Annotated in this window: 26 protein-coding genes; 11 read left to right on the forward strand and 15 right to left on the reverse strand. The window is 36.3% G+C overall.

Annotated features, from left to right (window positions below):
* Positions 1–3 precede the first annotated feature (3 nt).
* Both hemE and M1D60_RS16700 read right to left on the reverse strand, forming a co-directional pair.
* Positions 4–1047, reverse strand: coding sequence for a uroporphyrinogen decarboxylase (hemE, locus tag M1D60_RS16695; protein WP_456275966.1), 1044 nt, complete (start codon positions 1045–1047; stop codon positions 4–6).
* 439 nt (positions 1048–1486) lie between these two features.
* Entirely contained in the window at positions 1487–3619 is a 2133-nt protein-coding gene (locus M1D60_RS16700; protein WP_456275967.1) for a transglycosylase domain-containing protein, read from the reverse strand.
* Between the two features lie 214 nt (positions 3620–3833).
* On the opposite strand from M1D60_RS16700, the gene M1D60_RS16705 reads away from it, so the two are divergent.
* The 4 genes from M1D60_RS16705 to M1D60_RS16720 all read left to right on the forward strand — a co-directional run bounded on the left by M1D60_RS16705 (position 3834) and on the right by M1D60_RS16720 (position 7089).
* Positions 3834–4340: an antibiotic biosynthesis monooxygenase family protein gene (locus M1D60_RS16705; protein WP_456275968.1), complete on the forward strand. Its 507-nt coding sequence runs from the start codon at positions 3834–3836 to the stop codon at positions 4338–4340.
* A gap of 406 nt (positions 4341–4746) precedes the next feature.
* Positions 4747–6156 (forward strand): hypothetical protein, encoded by a 1410-nt coding sequence (locus tag M1D60_RS16710; RefSeq protein WP_456275969.1) that lies wholly within the window; start codon positions 4747–4749, stop codon positions 6154–6156.
* 84 nt (positions 6157–6240) lie between these two features.
* Positions 6241–6471: a hypothetical protein gene (locus tag M1D60_RS16715; RefSeq protein ID WP_456275970.1), complete on the forward strand. Its 231-nt coding sequence runs from the start codon at positions 6241–6243 to the stop codon at positions 6469–6471.
* A gap of 60 nt (positions 6472–6531) precedes the next feature.
* Positions 6532–7089 (forward strand): hypothetical protein, encoded by a 558-nt coding sequence (locus M1D60_RS16720; protein ID WP_456275971.1) that lies wholly within the window; start codon positions 6532–6534, stop codon positions 7087–7089.
* Between the two features lie 68 nt (positions 7090–7157).
* Here M1D60_RS16720 and M1D60_RS16725 read toward each other — a convergent pair whose 3' ends face one another.
* Positions 7158–8546 (reverse strand): protoporphyrinogen oxidase, encoded by a 1389-nt coding sequence (locus M1D60_RS16725; protein WP_456275972.1) that lies wholly within the window; start codon positions 8544–8546, stop codon positions 7158–7160.
* Positions 8547–8712: 166 nt separating this feature from the next.
* Here M1D60_RS16725 and M1D60_RS16730 point away from each other — a divergent pair, with 166 nt between their 5' ends.
* Complete coding sequence (locus tag M1D60_RS16730) at positions 8713–8817, forward strand: YjcZ family sporulation protein (protein ID WP_456275973.1); 105 nt, start codon at positions 8713–8715, stop codon at positions 8815–8817.
* Positions 8818–8853: 36 nt separating this feature from the next.
* Positions 8854–9006: a YjcZ family sporulation protein gene (locus M1D60_RS16735; protein WP_456275974.1), complete on the forward strand. Its 153-nt coding sequence runs from the start codon at positions 8854–8856 to the stop codon at positions 9004–9006.
* Positions 9007–9183: 177 nt separating this feature from the next.
* Here M1D60_RS16735 and pdxR read toward each other — a convergent pair whose 3' ends face one another.
* Complete coding sequence (gene pdxR / locus M1D60_RS16740; protein ID WP_456275975.1) at positions 9184–10662, reverse strand: MocR-like pyridoxine biosynthesis transcription factor PdxR; 1479 nt, start codon at positions 10660–10662, stop codon at positions 9184–9186.
* Between the two features lie 124 nt (positions 10663–10786).
* On the opposite strand from pdxR, the gene M1D60_RS16745 reads away from it, so the two are divergent.
* From M1D60_RS16745 to M1D60_RS16755, 3 genes are all read left to right on the forward strand, one after another.
* Entirely contained in the window at positions 10787–11353 is a 567-nt protein-coding gene (locus M1D60_RS16745) for a DJ-1/PfpI family protein (protein WP_456275976.1), read from the forward strand.
* Positions 11350–12309, forward strand: coding sequence for a Gfo/Idh/MocA family protein (locus M1D60_RS16750; RefSeq protein ID WP_456275977.1), 960 nt, complete (start codon positions 11350–11352; stop codon positions 12307–12309). The genes M1D60_RS16745 and M1D60_RS16750 overlap by 4 nt, the downstream gene beginning before the upstream one ends.
* Before the next feature lie 181 nt (positions 12310–12490).
* Entirely contained in the window at positions 12491–12820 is a 330-nt protein-coding gene (locus tag M1D60_RS16755; RefSeq protein WP_456275978.1) for a hypothetical protein, read from the forward strand.
* Positions 12821–12853: 33 nt separating this feature from the next.
* Here the strand turns inward: M1D60_RS16755 and M1D60_RS16760 are convergent, their stop codons facing one another.
* Positions 12854–13528, reverse strand: a complete 675-nt coding sequence (locus M1D60_RS16760; protein WP_456275979.1) for an oxidoreductase — start codon at positions 13526–13528, stop codon at positions 12854–12856.
* 183 nt (positions 13529–13711) lie between these two features.
* The gene (locus tag M1D60_RS16765) at positions 13712–14332 is read right to left on the reverse strand and encodes a superoxide dismutase (RefSeq protein WP_456275980.1); all 621 of its coding nucleotides are present in this window, start codon (positions 14330–14332) and stop codon (positions 13712–13714) included.
* A 305-nt stretch (positions 14333–14637) separates the two neighbouring features.
* On the opposite strand from M1D60_RS16765, the gene M1D60_RS16770 reads away from it, so the two are divergent.
* Positions 14638–15291, forward strand: a complete 654-nt coding sequence (locus M1D60_RS16770; protein ID WP_456275981.1) for a helix-turn-helix transcriptional regulator — start codon at positions 14638–14640, stop codon at positions 15289–15291.
* A gap of 86 nt (positions 15292–15377) precedes the next feature.
* On the opposite strand, the gene trhO is transcribed toward M1D60_RS16770, so the two are convergent.
* From trhO to M1D60_RS16810, 8 genes are all read right to left on the reverse strand, one after another.
* The gene (gene trhO / locus M1D60_RS16775) at positions 15378–16337 is read right to left on the reverse strand and encodes an oxygen-dependent tRNA uridine(34) hydroxylase TrhO (protein ID WP_456275982.1); all 960 of its coding nucleotides are present in this window, start codon (positions 16335–16337) and stop codon (positions 15378–15380) included.
* A 76-nt stretch (positions 16338–16413) separates the two neighbouring features.
* Positions 16414–16662, reverse strand: a complete 249-nt coding sequence (locus M1D60_RS16780; protein ID WP_456275983.1) for a DUF1450 domain-containing protein — start codon at positions 16660–16662, stop codon at positions 16414–16416.
* A gap of 55 nt (positions 16663–16717) precedes the next feature.
* Positions 16718–17056 carry a hypothetical protein gene (locus M1D60_RS16785; RefSeq protein WP_456275984.1) on the reverse strand — a complete coding sequence of 113 codons (339 nt, stop codon included), beginning with the start codon at positions 17054–17056 and terminating at the stop codon, positions 16718–16720.
* A 177-nt stretch (positions 17057–17233) separates the two neighbouring features.
* Positions 17234–17752 (reverse strand): YwhD family protein, encoded by a 519-nt coding sequence (locus tag M1D60_RS16790; protein ID WP_456275985.1) that lies wholly within the window; start codon positions 17750–17752, stop codon positions 17234–17236.
* Positions 17753–17832: 80 nt separating this feature from the next.
* The gene (locus tag M1D60_RS16795; RefSeq protein ID WP_456275986.1) at positions 17833–17955 is read right to left on the reverse strand and encodes a hypothetical protein; all 123 of its coding nucleotides are present in this window, start codon (positions 17953–17955) and stop codon (positions 17833–17835) included.
* A 195-nt stretch (positions 17956–18150) separates the two neighbouring features.
* Positions 18151–18723 (reverse strand): phosphate propanoyltransferase, encoded by a 573-nt coding sequence (locus M1D60_RS16800; RefSeq protein WP_456275987.1) that lies wholly within the window; start codon positions 18721–18723, stop codon positions 18151–18153.
* Between the two features lie 104 nt (positions 18724–18827).
* Positions 18828–19748 (reverse strand): hypothetical protein, encoded by a 921-nt coding sequence (locus M1D60_RS16805; protein WP_456275988.1) that lies wholly within the window; start codon positions 19746–19748, stop codon positions 18828–18830.
* A complete protein-coding gene (locus M1D60_RS16810; RefSeq protein WP_456275989.1) occupies positions 19738–20274 on the reverse strand; it encodes a sigma-70 family RNA polymerase sigma factor in 537 nt (178 codons plus the stop codon). Before M1D60_RS16810 ends, M1D60_RS16805 begins: the two co-directional genes overlap by 11 nt.
* 280 nt (positions 20275–20554) lie before the next feature.
* Between M1D60_RS16810 and M1D60_RS16815 the strand changes: the two genes are divergently transcribed.
* Positions 20555–21844, forward strand: a complete 1290-nt coding sequence (locus M1D60_RS16815; protein WP_456279471.1) for an APC family permease — start codon at positions 20555–20557, stop codon at positions 21842–21844.
* 40 nt (positions 21845–21884) lie between these two features.
* Here M1D60_RS16815 and M1D60_RS16820 read toward each other — a convergent pair whose 3' ends face one another.
* Positions 21885–23051 (reverse strand): TraB/GumN family protein, encoded by a 1167-nt coding sequence (locus tag M1D60_RS16820; RefSeq protein ID WP_456275990.1) that lies wholly within the window; start codon positions 23049–23051, stop codon positions 21885–21887.
* Positions 23052–23112: the final 61 nt, after the last annotated feature.

Consider the following 23112-nt stretch of genomic DNA (forward strand, 5'->3'; position numbering starts at 1 on the left):
TCATTACTTTTTAGCTAAACTATATTCATGAACAAAAGCTGTTAATTTTTTAAGTGTTTCGACATTTACTTCAGGGAATACCCCATGTCCTAAGTTGAAAATATATCCTGGTTGACTCATGCCTTGATCAAGTATGTTCTTTACACGATCTTCAATTACTTCCCACGGAGCTAGTAGAACAGAAGGATCTAAATTCCCCATTACTGGCTTGGTTATACCCTTTGCACGCGCCTCATTGATTTGAATTCTCCAATCAAGCCCTACTACATCTACAGGAAGGTCATGCCATTCGTTTACTAAATGACTCGCTCCCACTCCAAACATAATTAAAGGTACGTTTTCTTCTTTAAGTGCAGTGAAGATCTTATGCATCGTTGGCTTTATAAACATACGATAATCAGCAACATTTAATTGCCCTACCCAAGAGTCAAAAATCTGGAATGCTTTTGCTCCTGCACGGATTTGTGATCTTGCATATGTAATCGTCATATCCGCTAATTTGTCCATCATTAAAAACCATGCTTTACTCTCAGCGTACATAAAAGCTTTTGTTTTATGATACCCCTTTGAAGGACCACCTTCAATCATATAGCTCGCAAGTGTGAACGGAGCACCAGCGAATCCAATCAGAGGTACTTCTAATTGCTCTTGTGTTAATAATTTGATGGTATCAAGTACATATGGTACATCCTGTTCTGGATGAATTTCACCAAGCTTTTCAACATCTGCTAAAGATCTAATCGGATTCGCAATAACAGGGCCTATGCCTGCTTTTATATCCACATCGACTCCAATAGCAGGAAGTGGTGACATAATATCCTTATATAAAATCGCAGCATCTACATTGTATTGATCAACAGGAAGCTTGGTTACATATGCACATAACTCAGGTTGATGCGTGATTTCAAATAAAGAATATTTCTCCTTAATCTTTCTGTATTCTGGCTGAGATCTACCAGCTTGTCTCATATACCATACTGGTACATGGTCCGTTTTCTCCCCACGACAGGCCTTTAAATATGTATCATTGAATGTTGTTATTGCCATAATTTCACACCTTCCAAATCTAACTAATCTAACCGTTATTTTTCTATTAACCCACTATACTATACAACATTTAAGAAATTTGTGTAGAGATTGATGTGACAATTCATAAAAAAGTCAAGATTTTCTTTCTTTATCTTATAATAATTGATCTCCCAACACAAAAAGTGTGCCTCTTATTTTTAGAATAGGCTATGTTAAAGTTTGTTGTTGATTTCCGTTCCAGGACACTCGCTTTCCGCACTTGCACAGGATGTGCTGGCTTCTGCGTTGCTCACAGGACGTGAGCGACCTTAGCAGAAGTTCCATTAAGCCTCCTCGGCGTTACCGCCTGCGGGGTCTCCCTTACCACGCTTCTCCCGCAGGAGTCTCGCGTCCCTTCACTTCAATCAACCCTGCCAAAAATCAACACTGTACTTTAACAGAGCTATTAAATAAGAGGCTATGAACCAATCTTAGCTTTGACTGTATTGGATGGGTTTCCTTGTTCTTCTGTTTGCGGATTATAGGGGATCACATAATAGCTAGGCAGATTGAAAATGTTTACATTTTCAACATCAAAGGTCCTGTCCCCTGTTACCTCACCGATCATGTTCCATTGTCCGTTCTTCTGTTCATATACTTGATACACTAGTCGTTCATCAGGTTCCTCATTCCATTCTAGCTGAACGGTAAATAATCCAAATGCTTTAAACGTCAAGTGAGCTGAGAGACTCGTTTCTTTTGGCATCATGATTGGTTTCTCAAGCTCTGAAACTCCACTTGGTGCAACAAAGCTTGCTGTTTCATCTAGTTGTGCTGATGAGAGAATCTTCTTGAAAAGACTGGTTGGATATGAGCTTCCCTTTGTTAAGTAATGCTCTTGATTGGTCGTATCATACCCCATCCACAAGGCACCCACTACTTCAGGGGTATATCCAACAAACCATGCATCACGAGAAGCACCAGGGACACTCGTGTATGAGGTTGTCCCCGTCTTACCTGCAAGGCTTCCATCAAAATTACCCGCTGTAGCAGTTCCTTCTTCAACGACTGCTTCTAGCATTCTTGTTACATACCATGCGGTTTGAGAAGAAAAGACCTCCTTCTCAACAATTTCAGTTGTAGCAATGTTTTCACCTTCTTGATTGGTCATTTTCTTAATAAAGTAAGGCTCTACAACCTTTCCCTCTTTTGCAAAAGCACGATACGCCTTAGTCATCTCAAGCGGTGAAATTCCGTCTTCTAACCCACCGAGTGCAATTGCTAGTCCTTTATCAGGAATCTTGATTCCAGCTTTATCTATATATTTTTTCCCTTCATCTATACCTATCTTATCTAGAAGCCATACTGCCGGTGCGTTTGCAGAGGTTGTTAACGCTTCATACATTGAGATTTTCCCTTTATATTCCCCACTATAATTTTGCGGAGAATAGTTTCCATAGCTTAATTGCTGATCAACTAACATGGAATATGGATGGTACTCTTCATCTTCAAGAGCTGGCCCGTATACAGCCAAAGGCTTAATGGTTGAACCAGGTTGTCTTTTTATCACTGTACGATTAATTCCTTTATGGACATAATTTCGTCCACCTATAACGGCTAACACGCCACCATCTTTAGCGTCCATTAGAACAAATGAGCCCTCAACTGAGTTATCTGTACCTGGGAAGTATTCATCTTTTTTAAATAGCTCATAAGCAACCTGCTGAATATGATGATTAATAGGTACTGTAATTTTATATCCACCAGTCATCAGTTCTTCATTAGATAGATTGAAACGAGTTTTAGCCTCTTCCATCACCATATCGATATAAGTGGAGAAGGCTGGATTCTTAGCAAATTGATTAACTTGTAAGGAAACTAGCTTTCCCTTTGCTCTTACTGCTTCTTCCGAACTAATAAAACCTCGTTGATCCATTACATCAAGGACGATATTTCTACGTTTGGTGCTATTGTCGAGATTATTTATTGGAGAATAATTGCTAGGACTTTTAGGAATCCCTGCAAGTAATGCACCTTCTTCTAAAGTTAAATCGGTCACATGTTTATTAAAATATAGCTGGGAGGCTGTCTCTATTCCATAAGCTCCATGACCAAAATAAATCTGGTTTAAATACATTTCAAGGAGCTTCTTTTTGCTATATTTTCGTTCAAGATTTATAGAGATGATCGCTTCCTTTGTTTTTCTCAGCCATGTCTTTTCATTCGATAAGAAGACATTTTTCGCAAGCTGCTGGGTAATCGTACTACCACCTTCAACCTTACTTCCAGCAATTAAATCCTTATATAGTGCTCTTAAGATAGCTTTTAAATCTATACCATGGTGATCATAAAATCTTGCATCCTCAATGGAGATAAAAGCCTCTTGAACATGGGAAGGAATTTCGTCAATTGTGACTAAGTCTCGATCCTCAATATAAAGCTTTGAGATGATACTCCCTTGTTCATCAACCAATGTTGTCGTTGAATCCATTACGAGCTTTTGTTCATCCACCACTTTATTTCCAGCAAGTAATATGAATATATAGCCTGTTAATCCGATGATAATTGTAGAGACTATAGCGATGGCACCAATTAGAAGCTTTCGTTTCATATTTTGTCACCTCTTATATTCGACCTTCTTATCCATCATACACTAAATTCGACATTTTTTTAGAATTCGGCTTGTTCTAAATCCCTTCACGTTATCAAATATACTTTTTAAGTAGTATCTTATAAACTGACCTAATTATGTATCTTTTTCCCAAAAGCACCTAATTTTACTTAAAATGCTCAACTGGATATAATAGTCTTAAGGAGGTTTTGAAATGAAGAAAATATACATTACAGGTGGTACTACCGATTTCCTACAGAAAATTGTAGAAGAAAATAAAAGTCAGGACTTTCTCGTATTACAAGATAATGACGATCAATCATTATTAATTCATGAATCTACTGGTGAAGGTGTTTTCCAAGAAGGAAGAGAATATGAAATAATTGATGAAACTGGAGAACTTAGAAAGACAGGATATGCAGTTTTAAATAATATTCCAGTCACAGATGAAGGTCGCCCTCTCTTTGAATATCGTTTTAAAAATAGAGCCCGAATGGTAGAAGATGAACAAGGGTTTATAGCCATTCGAGTATTGAGGCCTTTAAATTCTGATACATATATCATTCTCACCCAATGGGAAACTGAGAAGGACTTTACAAATTGGCAAACTTCAAAGGCGTATGATCATGCACATAAAAAACGTGGCACTTCAGAAGGTGTTGACCAACAGCCTATCTTCCCTAGACCATCCTACGCAACAAAATATAATGTAATAGAATAAATGATATAGGCTCTTTTCTGAAAGATTGTTGCTATTGTAAAAATCCGGCTTTTGGAATTTTCACAATAGCAACAATCTATACGAATACAGCTATGATAAAAAGACATGTTCATTACAGCATGTCTTTTTATTTTATTTGAGATCCTATAGAAAAGGTCGAATCGACTAGAAACCTATCAGAATATTTCCAAGGAAATACAAAAGAATGACAAAAAGCCACAGGAAGCCGTTAAATCCTACAGTGTATACCTTTAATAAAAACTAATTCCAATAGATTTTATCAGAATATAGCAAATAAATATTTTTCTCGCTACTCACACGAAGCTTCTCCCATCATATTCTGTATTACATCCTTTTTAGTCAAATGCCTAAGAAGCGGATGAATATTAGATTATGGAGGGATTATATGCTTGCAGAATTAACCGCACTCCATTGGATCTATGTTGTGTTCATCGCTCTAATTATCGGCTTTATGGTAATGCGACGGGATACTACATTGGTCTGTATCATCGGAATATTCCTCATTGCCTTTACTGCTACAGGCTCCCTGACTGCATCAGTAAGTGGTATATTCAACAGCTTTATATTCGCTATTACTGAATTACTAGCAACAATCTTAGTTATTTCCATCATCGTTTCAATGAGTAAAGCCCTTACCAGAACTGGAGTCAATGATGTAATGATTTCACCGTTCACAAAACTAATTCGGACGCCAGCTTTAGCTTACTGGACGATAGGAATCCTAATGATGGTAATCTCATGGTTTTTTTGGCCTTCCCCAGCAGTAGCTTTACTAGGAGCAGTTCTACTACCAGTCGCAATACGAGTAGGTCTTCCGGCACTGGGTGTAGCGATGGCGATGAACTTATTTGGCCATGGCATTGCTTTATCAGGTGACTTCATTATCCAAGCAGCGCCAAAGCTAACGGCTGATGCTGCAGGGTTACCTGTATCGGAAGTCATTAGCGCAAGCGTTCCATTAGTATTTGTAATGGGCGTTGTAACTACGGTAGTAGCATTCTTTCTATTAAGACGGGATATGAAAAATGGCAAGGTCACGATGAACACTGCACTAGCTGAGGAGCAAAGTAATGAATTCGTAAGTGGCGATGAAATCGATAAAACCTTACTCTCAACTAATAGTAAGAGATTTATTGCCTTATTAATTCCGATACTATTTGCATTAAACGTTGTGGCGATGGTCCTTTTCAACCTGCAAGGCGGCGATGCAACCGCATTAATAGGTGGAACTTCTATTTTTATATTAATTATCCTCGTACTACTAGCACATAAAAACAAAGGCCTTGAGAAAACAACTAGTTATTTAATAGAAGGATTCCAATTTGGTTTTAAGGTTTTCGGTCCAGTTATTCCAATTGCTGCTTTCTTCTATCTTGGAGATTCAGGGTTTATTAAAATCATAGGTGAATACCTCCCTCAAAACTCACAGGGAATCGTAAATGATCTTGGTGTGGCATTAGCATCCGTTGTACCACTAAATGCTCCGGTAGCTGCTATTACTTTAACCGGGGTTGGTGCTATTACAGGATTGGATGGTTCAGGATTTTCTGGAATTTCGTTAGCAGGATCAATCGCTGATTTATTTTCAACAGCGATTGGAGCTGGTGCTGCAACATTAACAGCACTTGGTCAAATTGCAGCAATCTGGGTTGGTGGAGGTACGCTTGTACCTTGGGCATTGATTCCTGCGGCGGCGATTTGTGGAGTTGATCCATTTGAGCTTGCTCGGAAGAACTTGCTGCCGGTAACAATAGGGTTAGTTGTGACGACCATTGTAGCGATGTTTTTGATTTAGTTTTATATAGTTTCAACTGGGCGGCTCTGAGCGAGTACGCTCTTATTTTTTCAAAATCCAATACAGGCAGATTCAGGGAGACTGTTGAAGCCATTCGTGGGCCTCATATTAAAGAAGCTGTCGAAAAAATCCGTGAATCAACAGACCATGGACACCATGGCTGCAGCTGAACAACTTGGACTATCAATGGGAATCAAGGAAATCGTAGACATTTCCTTCCCTGTGGTACACGAAAAGACCATGCACCAACTGCTTCTTCAGGAGTATATACTTGAAGGAGCCCCCATTTCCATCTTGTATAAGAACAATGTATAAGTACAAAAAAAGGTCTAATTTGGAAGTGCCTGCACTAACCTTAAAAAGGGGGGATGTAGGATGAGTAAAGCAATTGATGTAGTGGAAAATATTGAGGTCTATTCTTTTACTAATAAACTAGTCCTTGGAGCAATTCTCGCTTCACTCGCTGCCTTGTTCCAATCTGCTGGGATTATAGTTGGAATTGGTTATGCACTTAGTATCCTTACTACATGGCCAATAGCTATCGCCACTGTTATATCAGTTAAAATAGGAATCATGTCTTACTTTTCAACGATTCTTTTATTAGTTCTTATACAACCATCTGAGTTGTTGATTTTTCCATTTACTACGGGATTACTTGGGCTAAGCCTTGGGGTTGGTATAAAAATAGTAAAGAATTCCTTATTATCCACTTTGTTTGCTTCACTATCATTAACGTTTGGAATTCTCACCTTACTTTACGCTGTACAATTTCCTATTCTGGGACCAACTATTTCAACTACTTTTGATTTTAAAGTCGTTGTATTAACCTTTTTATTCTCCATTTTATATAGTTGGTTGTGGTTACGTTTATGTTCCGTTGGATTGAGATTTCTTTACAGGTTCACTACTAGATCAAAAGTGATGAGTAGTTAAATTAAGTTTGTATATTTCATTAAATTAGAAAAGAGAGGAACCCCTCTCTTTTCTTGTTTAATCTTGATTTAACTAGTTAACCTTTCCCCAAGTTTCTCAGCAATTTCCTTACCATTTTTAATACATGCGCCAATACCTACTCCATAATAAGAGCAACCCGCTAATAATACATTAGGGAACAGAGAAGACATTCTTTCGTTGAGCGTAGAAACTATTTGACCATGTCCTAAATGATAATTAGGCATATTCTCTTTCCAATGAGTAATATTCACAACTGCAGGTTGACTATTGATTCCAATGCTTTTTCCGATGTCGGCTAACGCCTCAGATAAGATCCGTTCCTCATCTAATGTCTTAAGAGTTTCATAAGAGGGATTTGAACTTTTATAAAATAGTCGCACTAACAAATTACCTTCTTTTGATGTATGTGACCATTTTCTGCTGGTCCATGTACAAGCATCACATTTTAAATCATCTTGATCAGGCACAATAAAACCAGTTCCATCAGCAGGTAGAAGGCTATCTGGTAGATCAAACCCGAGATAAACGCTGATTAATGATGAGTTCTTCATTCGATTGAATTCCTCATCTAATTCTTTATGATCTAAAAGGTCTTGTGTGATATCATGCGGAATGGCAGTAATCACATAATCAGCTTCTATTGATGGTTGATTTTCAAAGTGGATTTCATATTTATCATCTAATTTACTGATTTCAGTAGTCTTGACCCCTTTTAAAATGGCAACATCATTCAATTCCTCTTCAAGCTTATTTATGATAGAAGATAAGCCATTATTAAAAGACACAAACTTTGGTTTCGATGACTGAAATTTTTCTTTATTCATCGATAAACCTTTTATAATACTTCCATACTGATTTTTATAATCCAATAAATACGGAAGCGTGGAGCCCAAGGTTAATGTATTTAAACCACCTGAATAAACACCTGATAGAACCGGTGCAATTTGCTCTTCCACTAATTCCTTACCTAAGAAATACTCTAAAAATTCACCAACAGAGCTTTCCAATGTAAAATGGTCGTTTACCTTCTCATCGGCTCTAAGAGCTTCCTGTTTACCCTTTTCGGAAACAAGAGTGCTGCTAAACAGCGATTCTTTACTCATCGGAATTCCAAATACTGAGTCAGTGGGAATAGCATGCAACTGATTATGTTTATAAATAAAAGAAACTCCAGTAGCATTATAAGTGACCTCATCTTGTAACTGCAGATCTTGAATTAATGGCATCACACTCTCATGGCGAGCAACAATCGAGTCTGCCCCAGTTTCCATTAAAAATCCGTCCTGCTCAACTGTGTGAATCTTCCCTCCTAAGTATTCATTTTTCTCTACAAGTACTAACTTCACGTCTAGCTTTTTTTCAACCTTTAGTTTTTGTAAATAATGCATGGATGATAGGCCAGTGATCCCACCGCCTATTACAACGACTGTTTTCATTTGTACTCCTTTATAAGAAGAAATAGATTTTGATAACTTTATTTTACCAAACACACTTGGGACTTAACAATTACAGCCTCTTTTACCTTATTTATAGGAAAATGTCCATTTCACTATTCATGTTAATTCATATAGTGTATTAACCCTATAAGTTGGAGGTGTGATTATGAGTGGTGCAGTAGGTGGATACGGTGCAGGATTTGCACTTATTGTTGTTTTATTCATCCTTCTAATTATTGTTGGTGCAGCTTATGTTGGGTACGGATATTAATCACTTACATTACTTTAAGGAAAAGAGGTGAAGTATATGTCCTGGGGTCTAGGTTGGGGTGGACCAGGTTGGTGCGGATATGGCTACACAGCTCCTGTAGCAGCTCCTGCATATGGAGCAGGCAACACATTTACACTAATCGTGGTTTTATTTATCCTATTAATTATAGTTGGCGCTGCATGGTGCTAAAAATAGAAACTTAAGGCTGCATTTTGCAGCCTTTTTCTGTGGATGTTCGAACTACCTTTTGTCTCCAATATTACCTAGCTTTGTCCTTCATCAGCGTATGGATGACATTTTTACATTCTATTTCCCTCATTAAAAGCAAACTAGCAATCTATAAATACTATTAGATACTTTCATTTATCAAATCTCAGATATAGATTCGACATCTGCATCTAGTTTCATCCCACTTACTACCTCACCCATTATTTGAAAACCCTTTATTATGTTTTCATCAGAAAGGTGGGTAAAGCCAAGTATTACTTTTGGTTGAAGAGGTTGATTTATATAGTATTGATTTGCTGTATCCCAGGTTACTCCTCTTTTTAGACACTCCTTTTCGAATATATTATAGGCTTCTGTTGAATGCATCCATGTTGCAAACATATGTAAACCAGCGTCTGTTTCAATCCACTCAAACACGTTCGGGATGTAGGTTTGTATGGCTTGATATAAAACTTTGGCTTTATGTGAATAGATTCGATTTAGACGTCTTAAATGACGTTCAAACTTTCCTGATTTTATGAAAAGTGAAATGGCCATCTGTTCTATAATCGAGGTGGTGTATTCTCCTCCTAGATTTCGTATTTTAAGAAATTCTTTAGTTAAATCAGCCGGTAATATGAGATATCCAATTCGTAAGGAAGGTAAAATTGTTTTGGCAAAAGTACCTAGAAAAACCACTCGATCTTCATAATCTAATACCTTTAGAGGTTCAATTGGTCTGCCTTTCCGTCTAAATTCACTATCATAGTCGTCTTCAATGATAATGGCATTTTGCTCTTTGGCCCAGTGCAAAAGCTGAATACGCTGATCAAGGGACATAACTTTCCCAGTAGGAAACTGATGACTGGGTGTCACATAAGCTAAACGGCTCTTCCAATTGCTTACGCTAAATTCATACGGTTCTAACGGTGAAGGTATTAATTCTGCACCCATCATTAGAAAATTATTTTTAATAGATGTAAACGAAGGTTCTTCCACTACCACATGGTCTCCTTCATTAATAAGAAGTTGTGATAAGATGCTAATCCCCTGCATTACCCCATTTATAATGACAATTTGATTAGGATTGACAGACATCCCACGTGATCTACTTAAGTAGGAAGAAATAGCCTCTCTTAACTGAGGGAGACCCATAAGGTGATAATCCCCCTCTTCCACCAAAAAATTCAAATCCTTCGAGGCCTGATAAACAGTCTTCTTCCACTCTTCTAATGGAAAATCATTAATATTAGGTGAAAAACCAGCACCTCGGAAATTGATGACAAAATCACCCTCATTCATCTCTGATTTATTTGTTTTGATCTTTTGACTTCTTTTTGATAACTGAATAGTTTTGCTTGATTTTTTCATAAGGTCAAGCTTTTCAGGAGAATAAGCAACAAACGTTCCGCTTCCCTCAATTGTTGTTACATATCCATCTGCCACTAACATTTCATATACAAGTTTTATCGTATTCCGATTCACCTCGTACATACTGGCAAGCATTCGACTAGAAGGTAATCTTGTTCCACTTTGTACTTTACCTTCTAAAATTAATTTTCTTAAAAAATAATAGATTGCTTGATACTTAAATTTATAATCAGTCTTGTTAATATCTAATGTAAAAAAAAGATCCATAACAGTGGTTTCCTCTCTAAAAGTGGGCTAGTAAAATTATATCAAATTGGTTCTTTTTTAGTATCCATTATTTTCTTATTATGTTAAATAGTGATACAAATACTAGTGATAAGGGGATCAAAACATGAAAATTTACGTTTTAGTTTATGATGAATATGCTCATTTTGAGGCTAATTTAGTTGGATGGGTTAAAGGAAGAACACATGAGATAGTTACGGTATCATTAGGTGCTCAGGAAGTTACAGCAGCAGAAGGTTTCATCATCAAAGCAAACACAACGATTGATCAAGTTGACGTTAATGATGTTGATGTATTCGTTATTCCAGGTGGGAATACTCCTTCTATTTTAGGGAGTCTACCATTACAGCAATTAATTCAGCAACTTAATGAACAAAACAAGCTAATTGGAGCCATTTGCTATGGAACACTTTTACTAGCAGAGGCTAATATCTTACAAGATAAACAGTTTACTACATCTGTTACACCAGATCTTGATCTTTTCGAGGCTTTTAATGGCGAGAAGTTTGTAAATACTGGTGTAGCAGTAGATGGTAATATTGTTACTGCCAAAGGTGAAGGGTATGTTGACTTTGCTCTTACCATTTGCAAATTAGCTGATTTAACGAATGAAAATGCTTTAGCTTATTGGGGGAACTTCTTTAGAAGTCAAGAGGAGTTAGTAAAACAGTGAACAAAGTGAAAGTTGGAATTATAGGAATTGGAGCTTTAGGAGAAGGAATGGTAGACGTCTTCTCAAAACATCCCTTAACAGAGCTTGTAGCATTATGTGATATTGATGAGCAAAAAGTATACAAAGCTGCCCAACATTACCAAGTGGAAGCTTATACAAACCATAAGACTTTTCTGGACAAATCAAATATAGACATGGTCTATATTGCAACACCTCCTAAATGGCATCACGATCTTGCTATAGACGTGATTCGGGCGGGAAAGCATATTCTGTGTGAGAAACCACTTGCTAATTCCATTGAAGAAGCGGCCAATATGCTGCAATTAGCTAAAGAATATAAGGTCGTTCATGCAATGAACTTTCCCATTAATTATGTGAATAATACACGCAAATTCGGTGAGTTAATCGACAGTGGCTATGTTGGAAATCTCAGGAGAATTGAGTTAATAATGAAATTCCCAACATGGCCAAGAAAGTGGCAGCAAAACAATTGGATCAACACTAGAGAACAGGGTGGTTTTGTTTTTGAAGTGACAGGTCATTTTATTCAGTTGATTCAACGCTTCTTTGGGCCCTTGCATGACATTAAAAGTGAAGTAGAGCTCCCTAACGATCCTACTTTACCAGAAACGGGAATAATGGCTAGTATGAAATTAGCAAATGGTACACCTGTGATTGTAAACGGAATAAGTGGAATGGCTGGTGAAGAAGAACAGCACTTAAGCTTAACTGTCTACGGGACGGAAGGAACCATCGCACACGTTGACATCATGAAAGTTATGGCTGGAAAAGTAGGAGAAGTATACAAGGAACTCGAAGTAAGTCCTAATCACTTTTGGAATGAGTTAATCACGGCTTTCGTCGATGCTATAAATGGGGATTCTAGTGAATTATATGACTTTCAAGTAGGATATGATGTACAAGTAGTCTTGGAAGCTTTGCGTAACCCTGTTTAATCAGGAGATTTTAGAAACTCAAATCCATTAATATAGGTATTCTTTTCAAACTAAAAGAGAAGCGAAATAGCCACAAGAGAGCTAATTCGCTTTTCTTTTTACTATTCTTTCCTAATGGAACATTCAAATAGACAAGCATGCATATATATCTGTATCTAAAACTTTTGAATGGAGGGAAAAAATGAGAAGATTCATGCTCTTAATCATTTTCATTGGGGTTGTAAGTGGTTGTAGCAGTCAAGAGGCAACGTATGAATTATGTGGAACCGGACCAACGGTTGTAATTAATAATACAGAATACATCCAAAGTCCTACGGAACAAAAAACCTATAAACTTGACCAACAACTAGGGGAAATCGAAGAACAGATAGATGAACAGTTTCATCCTGAGGAAAATTTCACGTCAAACTTCTTAGAAGTAGGTGCTTTAGTTTATAGTGTCAAAGACCACCCAGATTATATAATTGCGAAAACTACAGAAAATAAGTATTTATTATTTCAAAAATACTAAAGGAATAAGCTGCCCATATAAGGCAGCTATTTTTTAATGTTTATCTTCCCCTATATCTGCTAAAGCTTTTGCATCATAGAAAGTGATCCCCACTTGATCCATTTGAGAAATCTTATGCATAGCTCGAGCAACGGTATTTGCTTCAATAGCTAGACGACTTTTCCATGACCCTTTTATAAATAGAGATAATCCTTTAAACACTTTGATTGCGGTGTTCTCTCCAAATCTAAACTCGTTACGATCACCAAGGAGTAGTGAAGGTCGGATGATTGATATGGTTGGAAAAGACATTGCTTGGAGTTTCTCCTCAAGTATTCCTTTCATTTTTGAATACCAGATTCGGGATGCAGAATTTGCATTCATAGAGCTAATTAGTATAAAGTGCTGCGCAATTCCCTTTTCCCTTGCAAGCTTTGCTATTGTCAAAGGATATTCCACATCTACCTTGTACATTGCCTCTTTTGTTTTGGCCTTCTTGATGGTTGTTCCTAAACAACAAAACACATCATCCACTGCAAAATATTCTTGAACTTCTTCGAGTTTGTCAAAATCACAAATTATTTCCATTAGCTTTGGATGTTCAATTCCAAGAGGCTTTCTAACAATTGCATTAACTTTTTCATACCCAGGTTCATTGAGTAGATAGGTAAGAAGCTCACTTCCAACTAAACCACTTGCACCTGCAATTAAGGCTGACTTTTGATTCATTAGGCGACTCCTTATCTGAATAAGTTGTATGTATTAAATATAATACTACTCGATAAAAGTATCTAGGCCTAAGTGTAACATTAGTAACTGCACATAAGTATACCCTTGATATACATACATGATCCTGATGAAGAAGAGGCAAAACAGAGTTGGGACTATTCCCAACTCTGTCTTGTTTTTATATTAAGCTAATGCTTCTTCGTATTTTTTAGATACTACATCCCAGTTAATGATAGTAAAGAAGCTTGAAATATAATCTGGTCTTCTATTTTGATAGTTTAAGTAGTAAGCATGCTCCCATACATCTAGTCCAAGAATCGCAACTTTCCCTTCCATCACAGGATTATCTTGATTTGGTGTACTAGTTACTTCTAGTGAACCGTTTTGGTTAACAACTAACCAAGCCCAACCTGATCCGAAGCGAGTAGTAGCAGCTTTAGAGAAATCTTCTTTGAACTGGTCAAAACTACCAAATGCTGTAACAATTGCTTCTGAAAGCTTATTACTTGGTACTGATTCTCCTGAAACTGGAGCAATTACTTCCCAAAATAATGTATGGTTTAAGTGACCTCCACCATTATTTCTTACTGCCGTTCTAACTGCCTCTGGTACAGATTCTAAATGACTTAAAAGCTCCTCAAGTGACTTTTCTTGTAATTCTGATTTCCCTTCAAGTGCAGCATTTAAATTATTCACATAAGTCTGATGATGCTTTCCGTAATGAATTTCCATTGTTTGCTGATCAATATTTGGTTCCAGCGCATCAAAGCCGTAGTTTAGTGTTGGTAAAGAATATTTAGTCATAATAATTTCCTCCCATTAATTATAGTTTATTAAACTATGTAATTTAACTTTATATACTAAATAGTATAATAAGTATATTAATACTATATCTAATTAATGGAGCGTTTTCAATTAATATGCTTAACTAAAAAATTTTTATCTAAACAAAATTCCCTCCAACAACCTAAAAGCTGTTACTTTGAACAATTTATACTTTATTGTATAATTAATATACTATTAAATTTTTATTAAAATAGTAGTGCGCGATCCGTATTGCACTACTTTTTCTATTATGTGTTCATCCATTCGAAAAGAGGTGGGATTGAATGATTAAAACAAAACAAACGACAAGAGATCTTATATTAGATATGTTAAAAACCGAAGTTTCCATGACCGTTAATCAGTTAACTTCTCGTTTAAATATTACTCATATGGCTGTTAGAAAACATCTTGATATATTAGAAAAGGATGATTTGATAAAATCTGATGAGGTTAAGCAACCTATGGGACGTCCCTTACAGGTTTACTCACTTACCGATAAAGGGGAAGGATCTTTTCCAAGAAACTATGAGGGGATGACCCTTGAATTCCTGCATGATATTCAAGAAATCCATGGTGACCAATCTATTCAACTACTGTTTGAAAAAAGGGAAAACCGACTTACAGAGGAGTATAAAAATAGATTACCTAAAGCCTCCTTTTCAGAAAAACTAGTGGAAATGACTAATATTCAAAACGAGAAAGGGTATATGGCAAAACTCAATCAAATAGATGACCACTCTTTTGAACTTGTTGAGTATAATTGTCCTATATTCTCTGTTGCTAAGGAGTTTAAAATTGCCTGTCGATGTGAAACCAATATGTTTAAAAACGTATTGGAGACAGATCAAGTTCAACGAATATCCTGTAAAACAGATGGTGACGACCACTGTAAATTCTTATTTAGAAATTCAGCTTCGGTAAATGACAAGTTAAGCTGATTGGTGCAAACTCAATGGAAAGTAAAAGTAAAATTTTAATCAGAAAAGAAGGACGAGCCAAATTGGCTCGCCCTTTTCTTTATACCTCAAGCTCTTACTTCTTCTTGTAATTTTTTAACGATGTCGTGAACCTGCTCATTTGTTAATTGATGTTCAATTACATAACGATTTCTAGGATGTACTCGGCATTCATGAGTGCAACCTCGTAAAAATTTATGTTCACTTTCTTCGGAACATATTATTTTTTTATTACATTCAGGGTTCCCACAATTAACATATCGTTCACAAGGTTCACCAGTAAAATGATCTTTTCCCACTATGACATGCTCGGTTTGGTTCACGGGCACACTAATCCGTTCATCAAAAACATACATTTGTCCATCCCACAGCTTCCCTTGAACCTCAGGATCTTTCCCGTATGTTACAATCCCTCCGTGCAGTTGTGACACATCTTCAAATCCTTCTTTCACTAGCCAACCAGAGAATTTTTCACATCTAATACCACCTGTACAATAAGTTAAAATCTTCTTACCTTCGAGGAGATCTCTGTTTTCTTCAATCCAGTCAGGAAGCTCACGGAAGTTTGTAATCTCAGGTTTAATGGCCCCACGAAAATGACCCAAATCATATTCATAATCATTTCTCGCATCAAGGACTATAGTATTTTCCTCTTGCATTGCTTTATAAAATTCAGTTGGACTAAGATATTTACCGGTAGTTTCTAAGGGATTCACGTCATCCTCTAGACGAAGAGTAACAAGCTCGTCTTTATGTCTAACATGCATCTTTTTAAATGCATGTCTGTCTGCTTCATCTATCTTAAAAATCATTTCGGCAAATCGTGGATCAGCTTTCATTGTTTTCATATACTCTTCTGTTTGCTCATACGTACCTGACACAGTTCCATTAATGCCTTCCTTTGCTACTAAAATCCTTCCTTTTAAGCCAAGTGATTGGCAAAATTCTAAATGTTTAGCAGCAAACTCTTCAGGATGATCAATAGGAACATACATGTAATAAAGTAATACTCTATATGGATGGTTCATTTTAAGCCCCTACCTTTGTTCTATATTAAAACTTATTAAATTTCAAAATATAGCAATATTTTCTTTCATGTATTAACTATATTGAATAAGCTTCCAACTCAATTTTAATTTGTTCTTTAATTTTTTCTAGACATTCGTCAACTGTCTTTGCAAACACTCTTTTTCCGTTCACGATTGCATAAGGACTTCGTGCACACATACCACAGAAGGATAAACAATGATTATCTATCACAGCTACTTCAGGAAATTCGGTCTCAAGTATTTGCTCAAGATCTAATTGGGTAATTAGGCTACTCGTACAGATCTCAACTACAACAATACCCATTATACCTATCCTTTCTGTATTCTTCCCTATTCTACAAAAATTCACCTTTACGATCTCAGGAAGCTTTGTGAGAGTCTTCCTTAACCGTTGACATGCTTAGTTTAACATTTTCACCTTGATGTTGCATTAATAGCTCAATAACATCAGTATCTTCTATAAAAAAATCATTTACAAATTTTTTGTCTCTATAAAATGGTTGCTTCCCCTCAAAAAAATAAACGTCAGCCAAACCTTTTAAATGAAATTCATAAGGTTCGTCCTTACAATGAATTGAGAAAACTGACTTTTTCCCATTAAACTGTATGAAGAATTTTGCTACAGGAATATCCCCTATTACGAGTATATCCGAACTATTCATTCGTTTACTCGTGATTATTCCCTCAATTACGTCCACTTCCGTCTCTCTCCTTACCTGTTGGCCTTTTTATACAACCTTGTATAAAAAACAACTGTTTTTTATTACATCATAATTTTATTAAAATTTCAATTTGTTTTTCTTTAAAGGAGAATGTTGTTACAGCAACTATTTACCTGGAATTGCATTGTTTCTTTATACTTCAAAAAATTTTGTTTAATTGACTAATAAGCTTTCTTTTAATTCATCTGGAGACCTCTCCCAATATTCGCTATTAAACTCTTGTAAGAAGTTTTTTAGTAGTTGCTTCGAGACATTATCCATATTCTCTAATGAAAACTTTCTTTTTATAGCTTTATCTAGGCTATTAACATGTTCAGGCATAGATTTGTATCCAAAGCGTTTTTTACTTCCCTCTACTGTGTCCTTAGCAATCAACACTTCACATGAACCTGCTCCTGAATAGAAAGCACCTTCTCCTCCTACTTCAAGTGCGATCCAAACAATCCAGTACTGGTGTGAATTTTCAAACCCCTCTTTTGTATTCTTAAACTTAATTCTTTGTTCAATATTACTTCGACCATGTAATGCTCCCATGTCGATTGAAGCTTCTTTATTTTCAGGGTCAATAATAACTGGAGTGACATTCTCTAATGAAATGGTACCTACTCCAAAGCCACCATCCCCCTTTGTTGAATCATTTTTTAAAATTGTAAATGACGATTTGCTATCCATGTTATTCCTCCTTGGAGATTTAATACATCTATTTATTTGAACAACGTTTCCTTGAGCTCTACCGTTAATACTACAATTGTTTACTCAATCCAAGTCGTAAATTCATGATAACTCACTTTATTTACTCTTGGTGGATCCATATCTGGATAGCCAATGTAAATAAACCCGACCAATTCCCCCGTTTCTTCAAGGTCAAAAGTCATTCATTAGCAACACCACTTTTTATACCTATTAGTATAGTAAATATCATATTCTGGAGTTCATAGTTAAATCAAATGAAATGCTTAACTAGAGGAAATATACCGCTAACAGTCGGGTAAGAAATGATTGAATATAAAAAAAGCAATATCATAAAAGACATTGCTTGGAAATTGTTCTATTCCATATCCTTAGACAAATTAATCTCTACCAATAAGACTTACAGAATCACCAGTTTTAAGTCCAGAGGCATTGGCTTCATCTGTGTCAATATGAAAATCTAGTGCATATGTATCCTTAACTCTGATCAACACTTGATTAAAGATTAGACCTCTTTCGCCTTCAGTCTTAACGCTTACATACTCTCCATCCACAACCTTAAACTGTTCTGCATCAGAAGTTGTCATGTGAATATGTCGCTCAGCTACAATAACGCCTTCATTAAGTAAGACCTCACCTTTTGGACCTACGATTGTGATTCCCGGCGTGTCTTTAATGTTACCTGATGAACGGATCGGTGCTTTTACTCCTAATGTATACGAATCGGTTATCGAAATCTCGAGTTGCGTCAAGCTTCTAACTGGACCAAGTACCCTCACATTTGGAAATTGTCCTTTAGGTCCTATTACCTGGACAGCCTCATTTGCTGCAAACTCGCCTGGCTGTGAAAGTTCCTTTAAGCTTGTTAATGTATACCCTTCACCAAAAAGGATATTCACGTGTTCTTGCTTTAGGTGGATATGTCTGTTTGAAACACCTACTGGTATGCTCATGAATCATTCCCTCTTTCTCCGTTAAAACTTGATACCAATAGTATGTTCCTGGCCTTTGAACTTATCCTAAACTGCTACTAACTGAACTATTTTATTAATCCCCTTTATTCATTAGCAAAATATGAAAATGTCTCATAACTTGATGCAATATCTTTGATATGATTCTCACTGAATATATTCCAGTCTATCTCATTATAATCTTCGACAGTTAATAGATAACTTACAACCACTTCTTGTTTCTGCTTTTGTTCAACCTGATCATAGGTTGTGATTTCCCAGTTAATTAGTGCAGATTTCACTTCTTTGTGTTGAAAAATTTCTTTTATGGCAATCTCGCTGTTAATCCAGATGCCTTCTTTTACCTTCTCCATGTCTTCACTTGCATCTGAACTCAAATTAACCTGAACATCCTCCTCATTCTCAGAAACGATTAGGTTTGAAATTCTAAGGACATCTATATTGTTTTTAATCCCTAGCTTTTTATGAATACCAATCTGTAATTTTCGTTCTAACGTTAACTCTTCTTCTTCTGTTGCCTTAACGTCGCTCTCTTTTATGACAATTGAAGCTGTTTTGGTATTTTGATCTTGCGGAGGTTGAATATTTACAACAATGACAGTCACTGCCGTAGCTGCCAGAGCCCAAAGAAGCTTTTTAGTCCCTTTCCTTTTCTTTATTAATAAAACCATGATACTTCCAATAATAATTAAGCCAACTGTCATAATAAAAAGTGATTGATTCAGCATAATCTCAACTCCTCTTTCATTCTCTAATTTCATAAAAGAAAATAATGTATGATTGCTTGGATTCGCTTGGTTCACACTATATATAAAGATCCCTGTTATCAAAGAAAAAAATGAAAAGTAAATAATGATCGATAGTATGATTTCTCCTAATTTTTGATTTTTACGGTGACTTACTACTTTTGAAAGTAATACATTCTTTTCTTGTGCTGACATGTCCCCTTCTTTTAACACCGTTTGATTCATACTTTTACGAAGTTTGCTTAATTTTTCATCCGTCACCAAACTCACCTCCGTACATCTGTTTAAGTCGTTCTTTTCCTCGTTTTAATCTTGATTTAATCGTGTCTATTTTAATTCCTGTTAATTCATGAATTTCTGTTATTTTTTGCTCCTCATAATAAAATAAAATGATGATTTCCCTATACTTTACCGGTAGATTGAGAACATTTTCTGATAACTCACGGGCTTCGCTCCTTAACAATACGGTATCTTCAGTTGATACATTGGATTTAAACCTCGTAGCCACCGTTTCAAAAATTAACTGTACACCAAACCATCTATTCTGAAGGACATCCATACATTTATTTCTAGTAATCTTGAATAACCAAGTTTTCATCGAACAATCCCATCGAAAACTGTCAAGGTTGTTATAAACAGATAAAAACACCTCTTGAGTAATGTCTTCAGCCGTGCTCCAGTTTTTAACATAAGTATAGGCAAGTTTCTTAATTCGCTCTGCATACTCATAAATAATTGCTTCTAATACCGCCTCCTTATTACTTTTTGAATATTCATCTTTAAGCAAGATAGCACCTCCCAAAATGTTGTTCTTCCATTAAGATTGATTTTCTGTCCAGCATACTTACTTTTCGTATGCTAGATTAGAACCTTCTTAAATAGGTGAGTTGTAATACATTAAAATGATTGATTATTTTTAGCTGAAGTATAGACGGCCTAGACCGAAAAAAGTTTCAAATAGTTATAGATTTTTTTAAAGCTAATGATGAACAAGCTCTCTGTTCTTGTTTTGAACGGCCAAAACAGGGAAGTAAACCAATAAATGTGTTCGATAAGGAGTGTAAATGATGCCAAAATACAAAAAGAACAGCATCTCTCTTGTTGGGGCAGTGGGACTTGGTACTGGTGTGATGATTAGCGCTGGAATCTTCGCTCTTCTTGGCCAGGTGGCCGAGTTATCAGGAGAATGGTTTCCCTTCATATTTATTATTGGAAGTATTGTGACTTCATTCAGTGCTTATTCTTATGTAAAGCTTAGTCAAGAATATCCTTCTGCTGGTGGCATAGGGATGTTCTTAGTAAAAGCATATGGAAAAGGAACAATTGCTGCCTCTGCCGCTTTAATGATGGCCGTATCCATGATCATCAATCAAAGTCTTGTTGCTAGAACTTTCGGAACTTACACCCTTCAACTATTTGATGGAACTCAAGCAAGATGGCTTATTCCTTTACTTGGAGTTGGATTGATTATTCTATCGTTCTTAATTAACATTTCAGGTAACACGTTTATTCAAACGTTTACATCAACTGCATCTCTTATTAAGATTGTCGGATTATCTACAATGGCCATCGCAGGTATTTGGGTTACTGACTTCGCTTTTTCAACCCCTAATCCTGGGAATAATCCTCCGGATATTGGGGTTTCAAGTGTCATCGGTTCGATAGCTTTAACAGTTCTCGCATTTAAAGGGTTTACTACAATCACTAATAGTGGGGAAGAAATCACAGAGCCAAAGAAAAATGTTGGACGAGCAATTGCGATTTCAATCACGATCAGTCTTGCGGTTTATTTACTACTTGCTTGGGCTGTTTCAAGTAATCTGACATTAACTGAAACAATCCATGCTAAAGACTATGCTCTTGCTGAAGCCGCTCGACCAGCCTTTGGTGATTTCGGTGTTTGGTTTACGGTAATTCTTGCTATTATTGCAACAATTACAGGAATTATTGCAAGTGTCTTTGCCGTATCGAGAATGCTTGCCATGTTAACAGAGATGAAGCTGATTCCACATAAAGATTTTGGGATATCCGGTTCCGTTCAAAAGCATACTCTTATTTTTACAGTCGTCCTTGCCATGGTGTTAACGATTTCCTTCGATTTAAGTAGGATTGCCTCTATCGGAGCAGTTTTATATTTAATTATGGATATAACCATTCACTGGGGAGTTTATAAACATCTCCGAACTAAAATAGGTGCAAATTCATTCATTGTATTAACAGCCATTTTGCTTGATGTAATTGTACTTTTAGCTTTTCTTTGGGTTAAAGTCAAAACTGATGTTGTTATAGTGATGGTTTCAAGCTTGATGATTCTATTCATCATCTTATTAGAATACTTTTTCTTAAGAAAGAGATAAGAAAAAACGTGGCGAAATGCCACGTTTTTTAATAAAACTATTAAATATTTTCAAAAAACACTCTAATGATATCAGCTCCACCAATAACCGTTCCTAATGTACTCCCTAAATTAGTTAGAATGACAATCAATAGAACACGAGACACCTTGTTCTTCCAAAAGCCTTTAATCGTGTACACATCTTCTGATAGATTAATAAAGTCATTCACATTAGGTCGTTGGAAGTAAACATGAACAAGTCCAGAAAACCAACCTGCTGCCATCAACGGGTTTAAAGAGCTGATTGGAGCAATCAAAAAGGCCGTTATAATCGCGAGCGGATGGGCTAAGGCAATCGCAGCACCTAAAGCTGCAAACCCACCATTCCAAAGAATCCAGCTGATCGTTTGTTGTAAACCTGCAGTAGGATTTTCTATTAAAGTATAGGCTATAAGCCCGACAATCAGGATTGGGATGAGCCATCCTAGTATTTGAGGTTTTTTCTTTTTAACTGGTACTTTACTAAGGCTTTTTAAATCATGATCCTTATCAATTTCATTTTTTATACCTGGAACATGGGCTGCACCCACTACTGCTACAATCTTATCTCCAGGAGCTTCTTTTATCTTTTGAGCAAGATACTGATCTCTTTCATCAATTAATGTCTTTTTAAGCGCCGGGAAAGCTTCCGTGAATTCCTTTAACATCGAATCGAGCATATCCTCAGACTTCAGTTTTTCTAGCTCGTCCTCTGAAATTTCATCTTTATTAAAGATGCTTCCAATAATCACCATTAATAGCTTGGACTTACCCCAAAAGGTTAATCCATTCCAAATACGTGAAAACGTAATTTGGATATTACGGTCAGCAAGTACAAGCTTTGCGTCTACTTCTTTTGCTGATTCAATCCCTTGAATCATTTCCTGACCCGGTTTAATCCCTAACTGCTTAGCAATACGCTTCTGAAAGGAAGAAATGACAAGGTTCATCAGTAGTAAAGAAGATTTCTTTTTCTTTATGATTTCAAATATATCCATTTCCTTCCACTTGTTCTCATCGGTTATGGATTGATATCTTTGTTGATCTAATTCTATACAAACTGAGTCTGGTCTTTCTGTTTCAATTACCAATTTAACTTCATCTGCACTTTGCTTTGATACATGAGCTGTTCCAATGATAATGATTTCTTTATTGTTGACCGTTAGTCTAGTTAAATGATCCATTGACATAAACACGCTTCCTTTATTTATTTGCTCTAATTCCAGAGCTTGACCTATTACTAACATTATA

The sequence above is a fragment of the Bacillus sp. AK128 genome (assembly GCF_053903075.1).

Excerpts from the sequence above, each read along its gene's own strand:
- trhO (WP_456275982.1), bottom strand. The coding sequence starts at position 16,337 with ATGAACCATCCATATAGAGTATTACTTTATTACATGTATGTTCCTATT.
- M1D60_RS16760 (WP_456275979.1), bottom strand. The coding sequence starts at position 13,528 with ATGAATCAAAAGTCAGCCTTAATTGCAGGTGCAAGTGGTTTAGTTGGA.
- M1D60_RS16735 (WP_456275974.1), top strand. The coding sequence starts at position 8,854 with ATGTCCTGGGGTCTAGGTTGGGGTGGACCAGGTTGGTGCGGATATGGC.
- pdxR (WP_456275975.1), bottom strand. The coding sequence starts at position 10,662 with ATGGATCTTTTTTTTACATTAGATATTAACAAGACTGATTATAAATTT.
- M1D60_RS16770 (WP_456275981.1), top strand. The coding sequence starts at position 14,638 with ATGATTAAAACAAAACAAACGACAAGAGATCTTATATTAGATATGTTA.
- M1D60_RS16700 (WP_456275967.1), bottom strand. The coding sequence starts at position 3,619 with ATGAAACGAAAGCTTCTAATTGGTGCCATCGCTATAGTCTCTACAATT.
- M1D60_RS16800 (WP_456275987.1), bottom strand. The coding sequence starts at position 18,723 with ATGAGCATACCAGTAGGTGTTTCAAACAGACATATCCACCTAAAGCAA.
- hemE (WP_456275966.1), bottom strand. The coding sequence starts at position 1,047 with ATGGCAATAACAACATTCAATGATACATATTTAAAGGCCTGTCGTGGG.
- M1D60_RS16710 (WP_456275969.1), top strand. The coding sequence starts at position 4,747 with ATGCTTGCAGAATTAACCGCACTCCATTGGATCTATGTTGTGTTCATC.
- M1D60_RS16795 (WP_456275986.1), bottom strand. The coding sequence starts at position 17,955 with ATGACTTTTGACCTTGAAGAAACGGGGGAATTGGTCGGGTTTATTTAC.
- M1D60_RS16790 (WP_456275985.1), bottom strand. The coding sequence starts at position 17,752 with ATGGATAGCAAATCGTCATTTACAATTTTAAAAAATGATTCAACAAAG.
- M1D60_RS16720 (WP_456275971.1), top strand. The coding sequence starts at position 6,532 with ATGAGTAAAGCAATTGATGTAGTGGAAAATATTGAGGTCTATTCTTTT.
- M1D60_RS16755 (WP_456275978.1), top strand. The coding sequence starts at position 12,491 with ATGAGAAGATTCATGCTCTTAATCATTTTCATTGGGGTTGTAAGTGGT.
- M1D60_RS16780 (WP_456275983.1), bottom strand. The coding sequence starts at position 16,662 with ATGGGTATTGTTGTAGTTGAGATCTGTACGAGTAGCCTAATTACCCAA.
- M1D60_RS16725 (WP_456275972.1), bottom strand. The coding sequence starts at position 8,546 with ATGAAAACAGTCGTTGTAATAGGCGGTGGGATCACTGGCCTATCATCC.
- M1D60_RS16705 (WP_456275968.1), top strand. The coding sequence starts at position 3,834 with ATGAAGAAAATATACATTACAGGTGGTACTACCGATTTCCTACAGAAA.
- M1D60_RS16815 (WP_456279471.1), top strand. The coding sequence starts at position 20,555 with ATGCCAAAATACAAAAAGAACAGCATCTCTCTTGTTGGGGCAGTGGGA.
- M1D60_RS16820 (WP_456275990.1), bottom strand. The coding sequence starts at position 23,051 with ATGTCAATGGATCATTTAACTAGACTAACGGTCAACAATAAAGAAATC.
- M1D60_RS16765 (WP_456275980.1), bottom strand. The coding sequence starts at position 14,332 with ATGACTAAATATTCTTTACCAACACTAAACTACGGCTTTGATGCGCTG.
- M1D60_RS16730 (WP_456275973.1), top strand. The coding sequence starts at position 8,713 with ATGAGTGGTGCAGTAGGTGGATACGGTGCAGGATTTGCACTTATTGTT.
- M1D60_RS16745 (WP_456275976.1), top strand. The coding sequence starts at position 10,787 with ATGAAAATTTACGTTTTAGTTTATGATGAATATGCTCATTTTGAGGCT.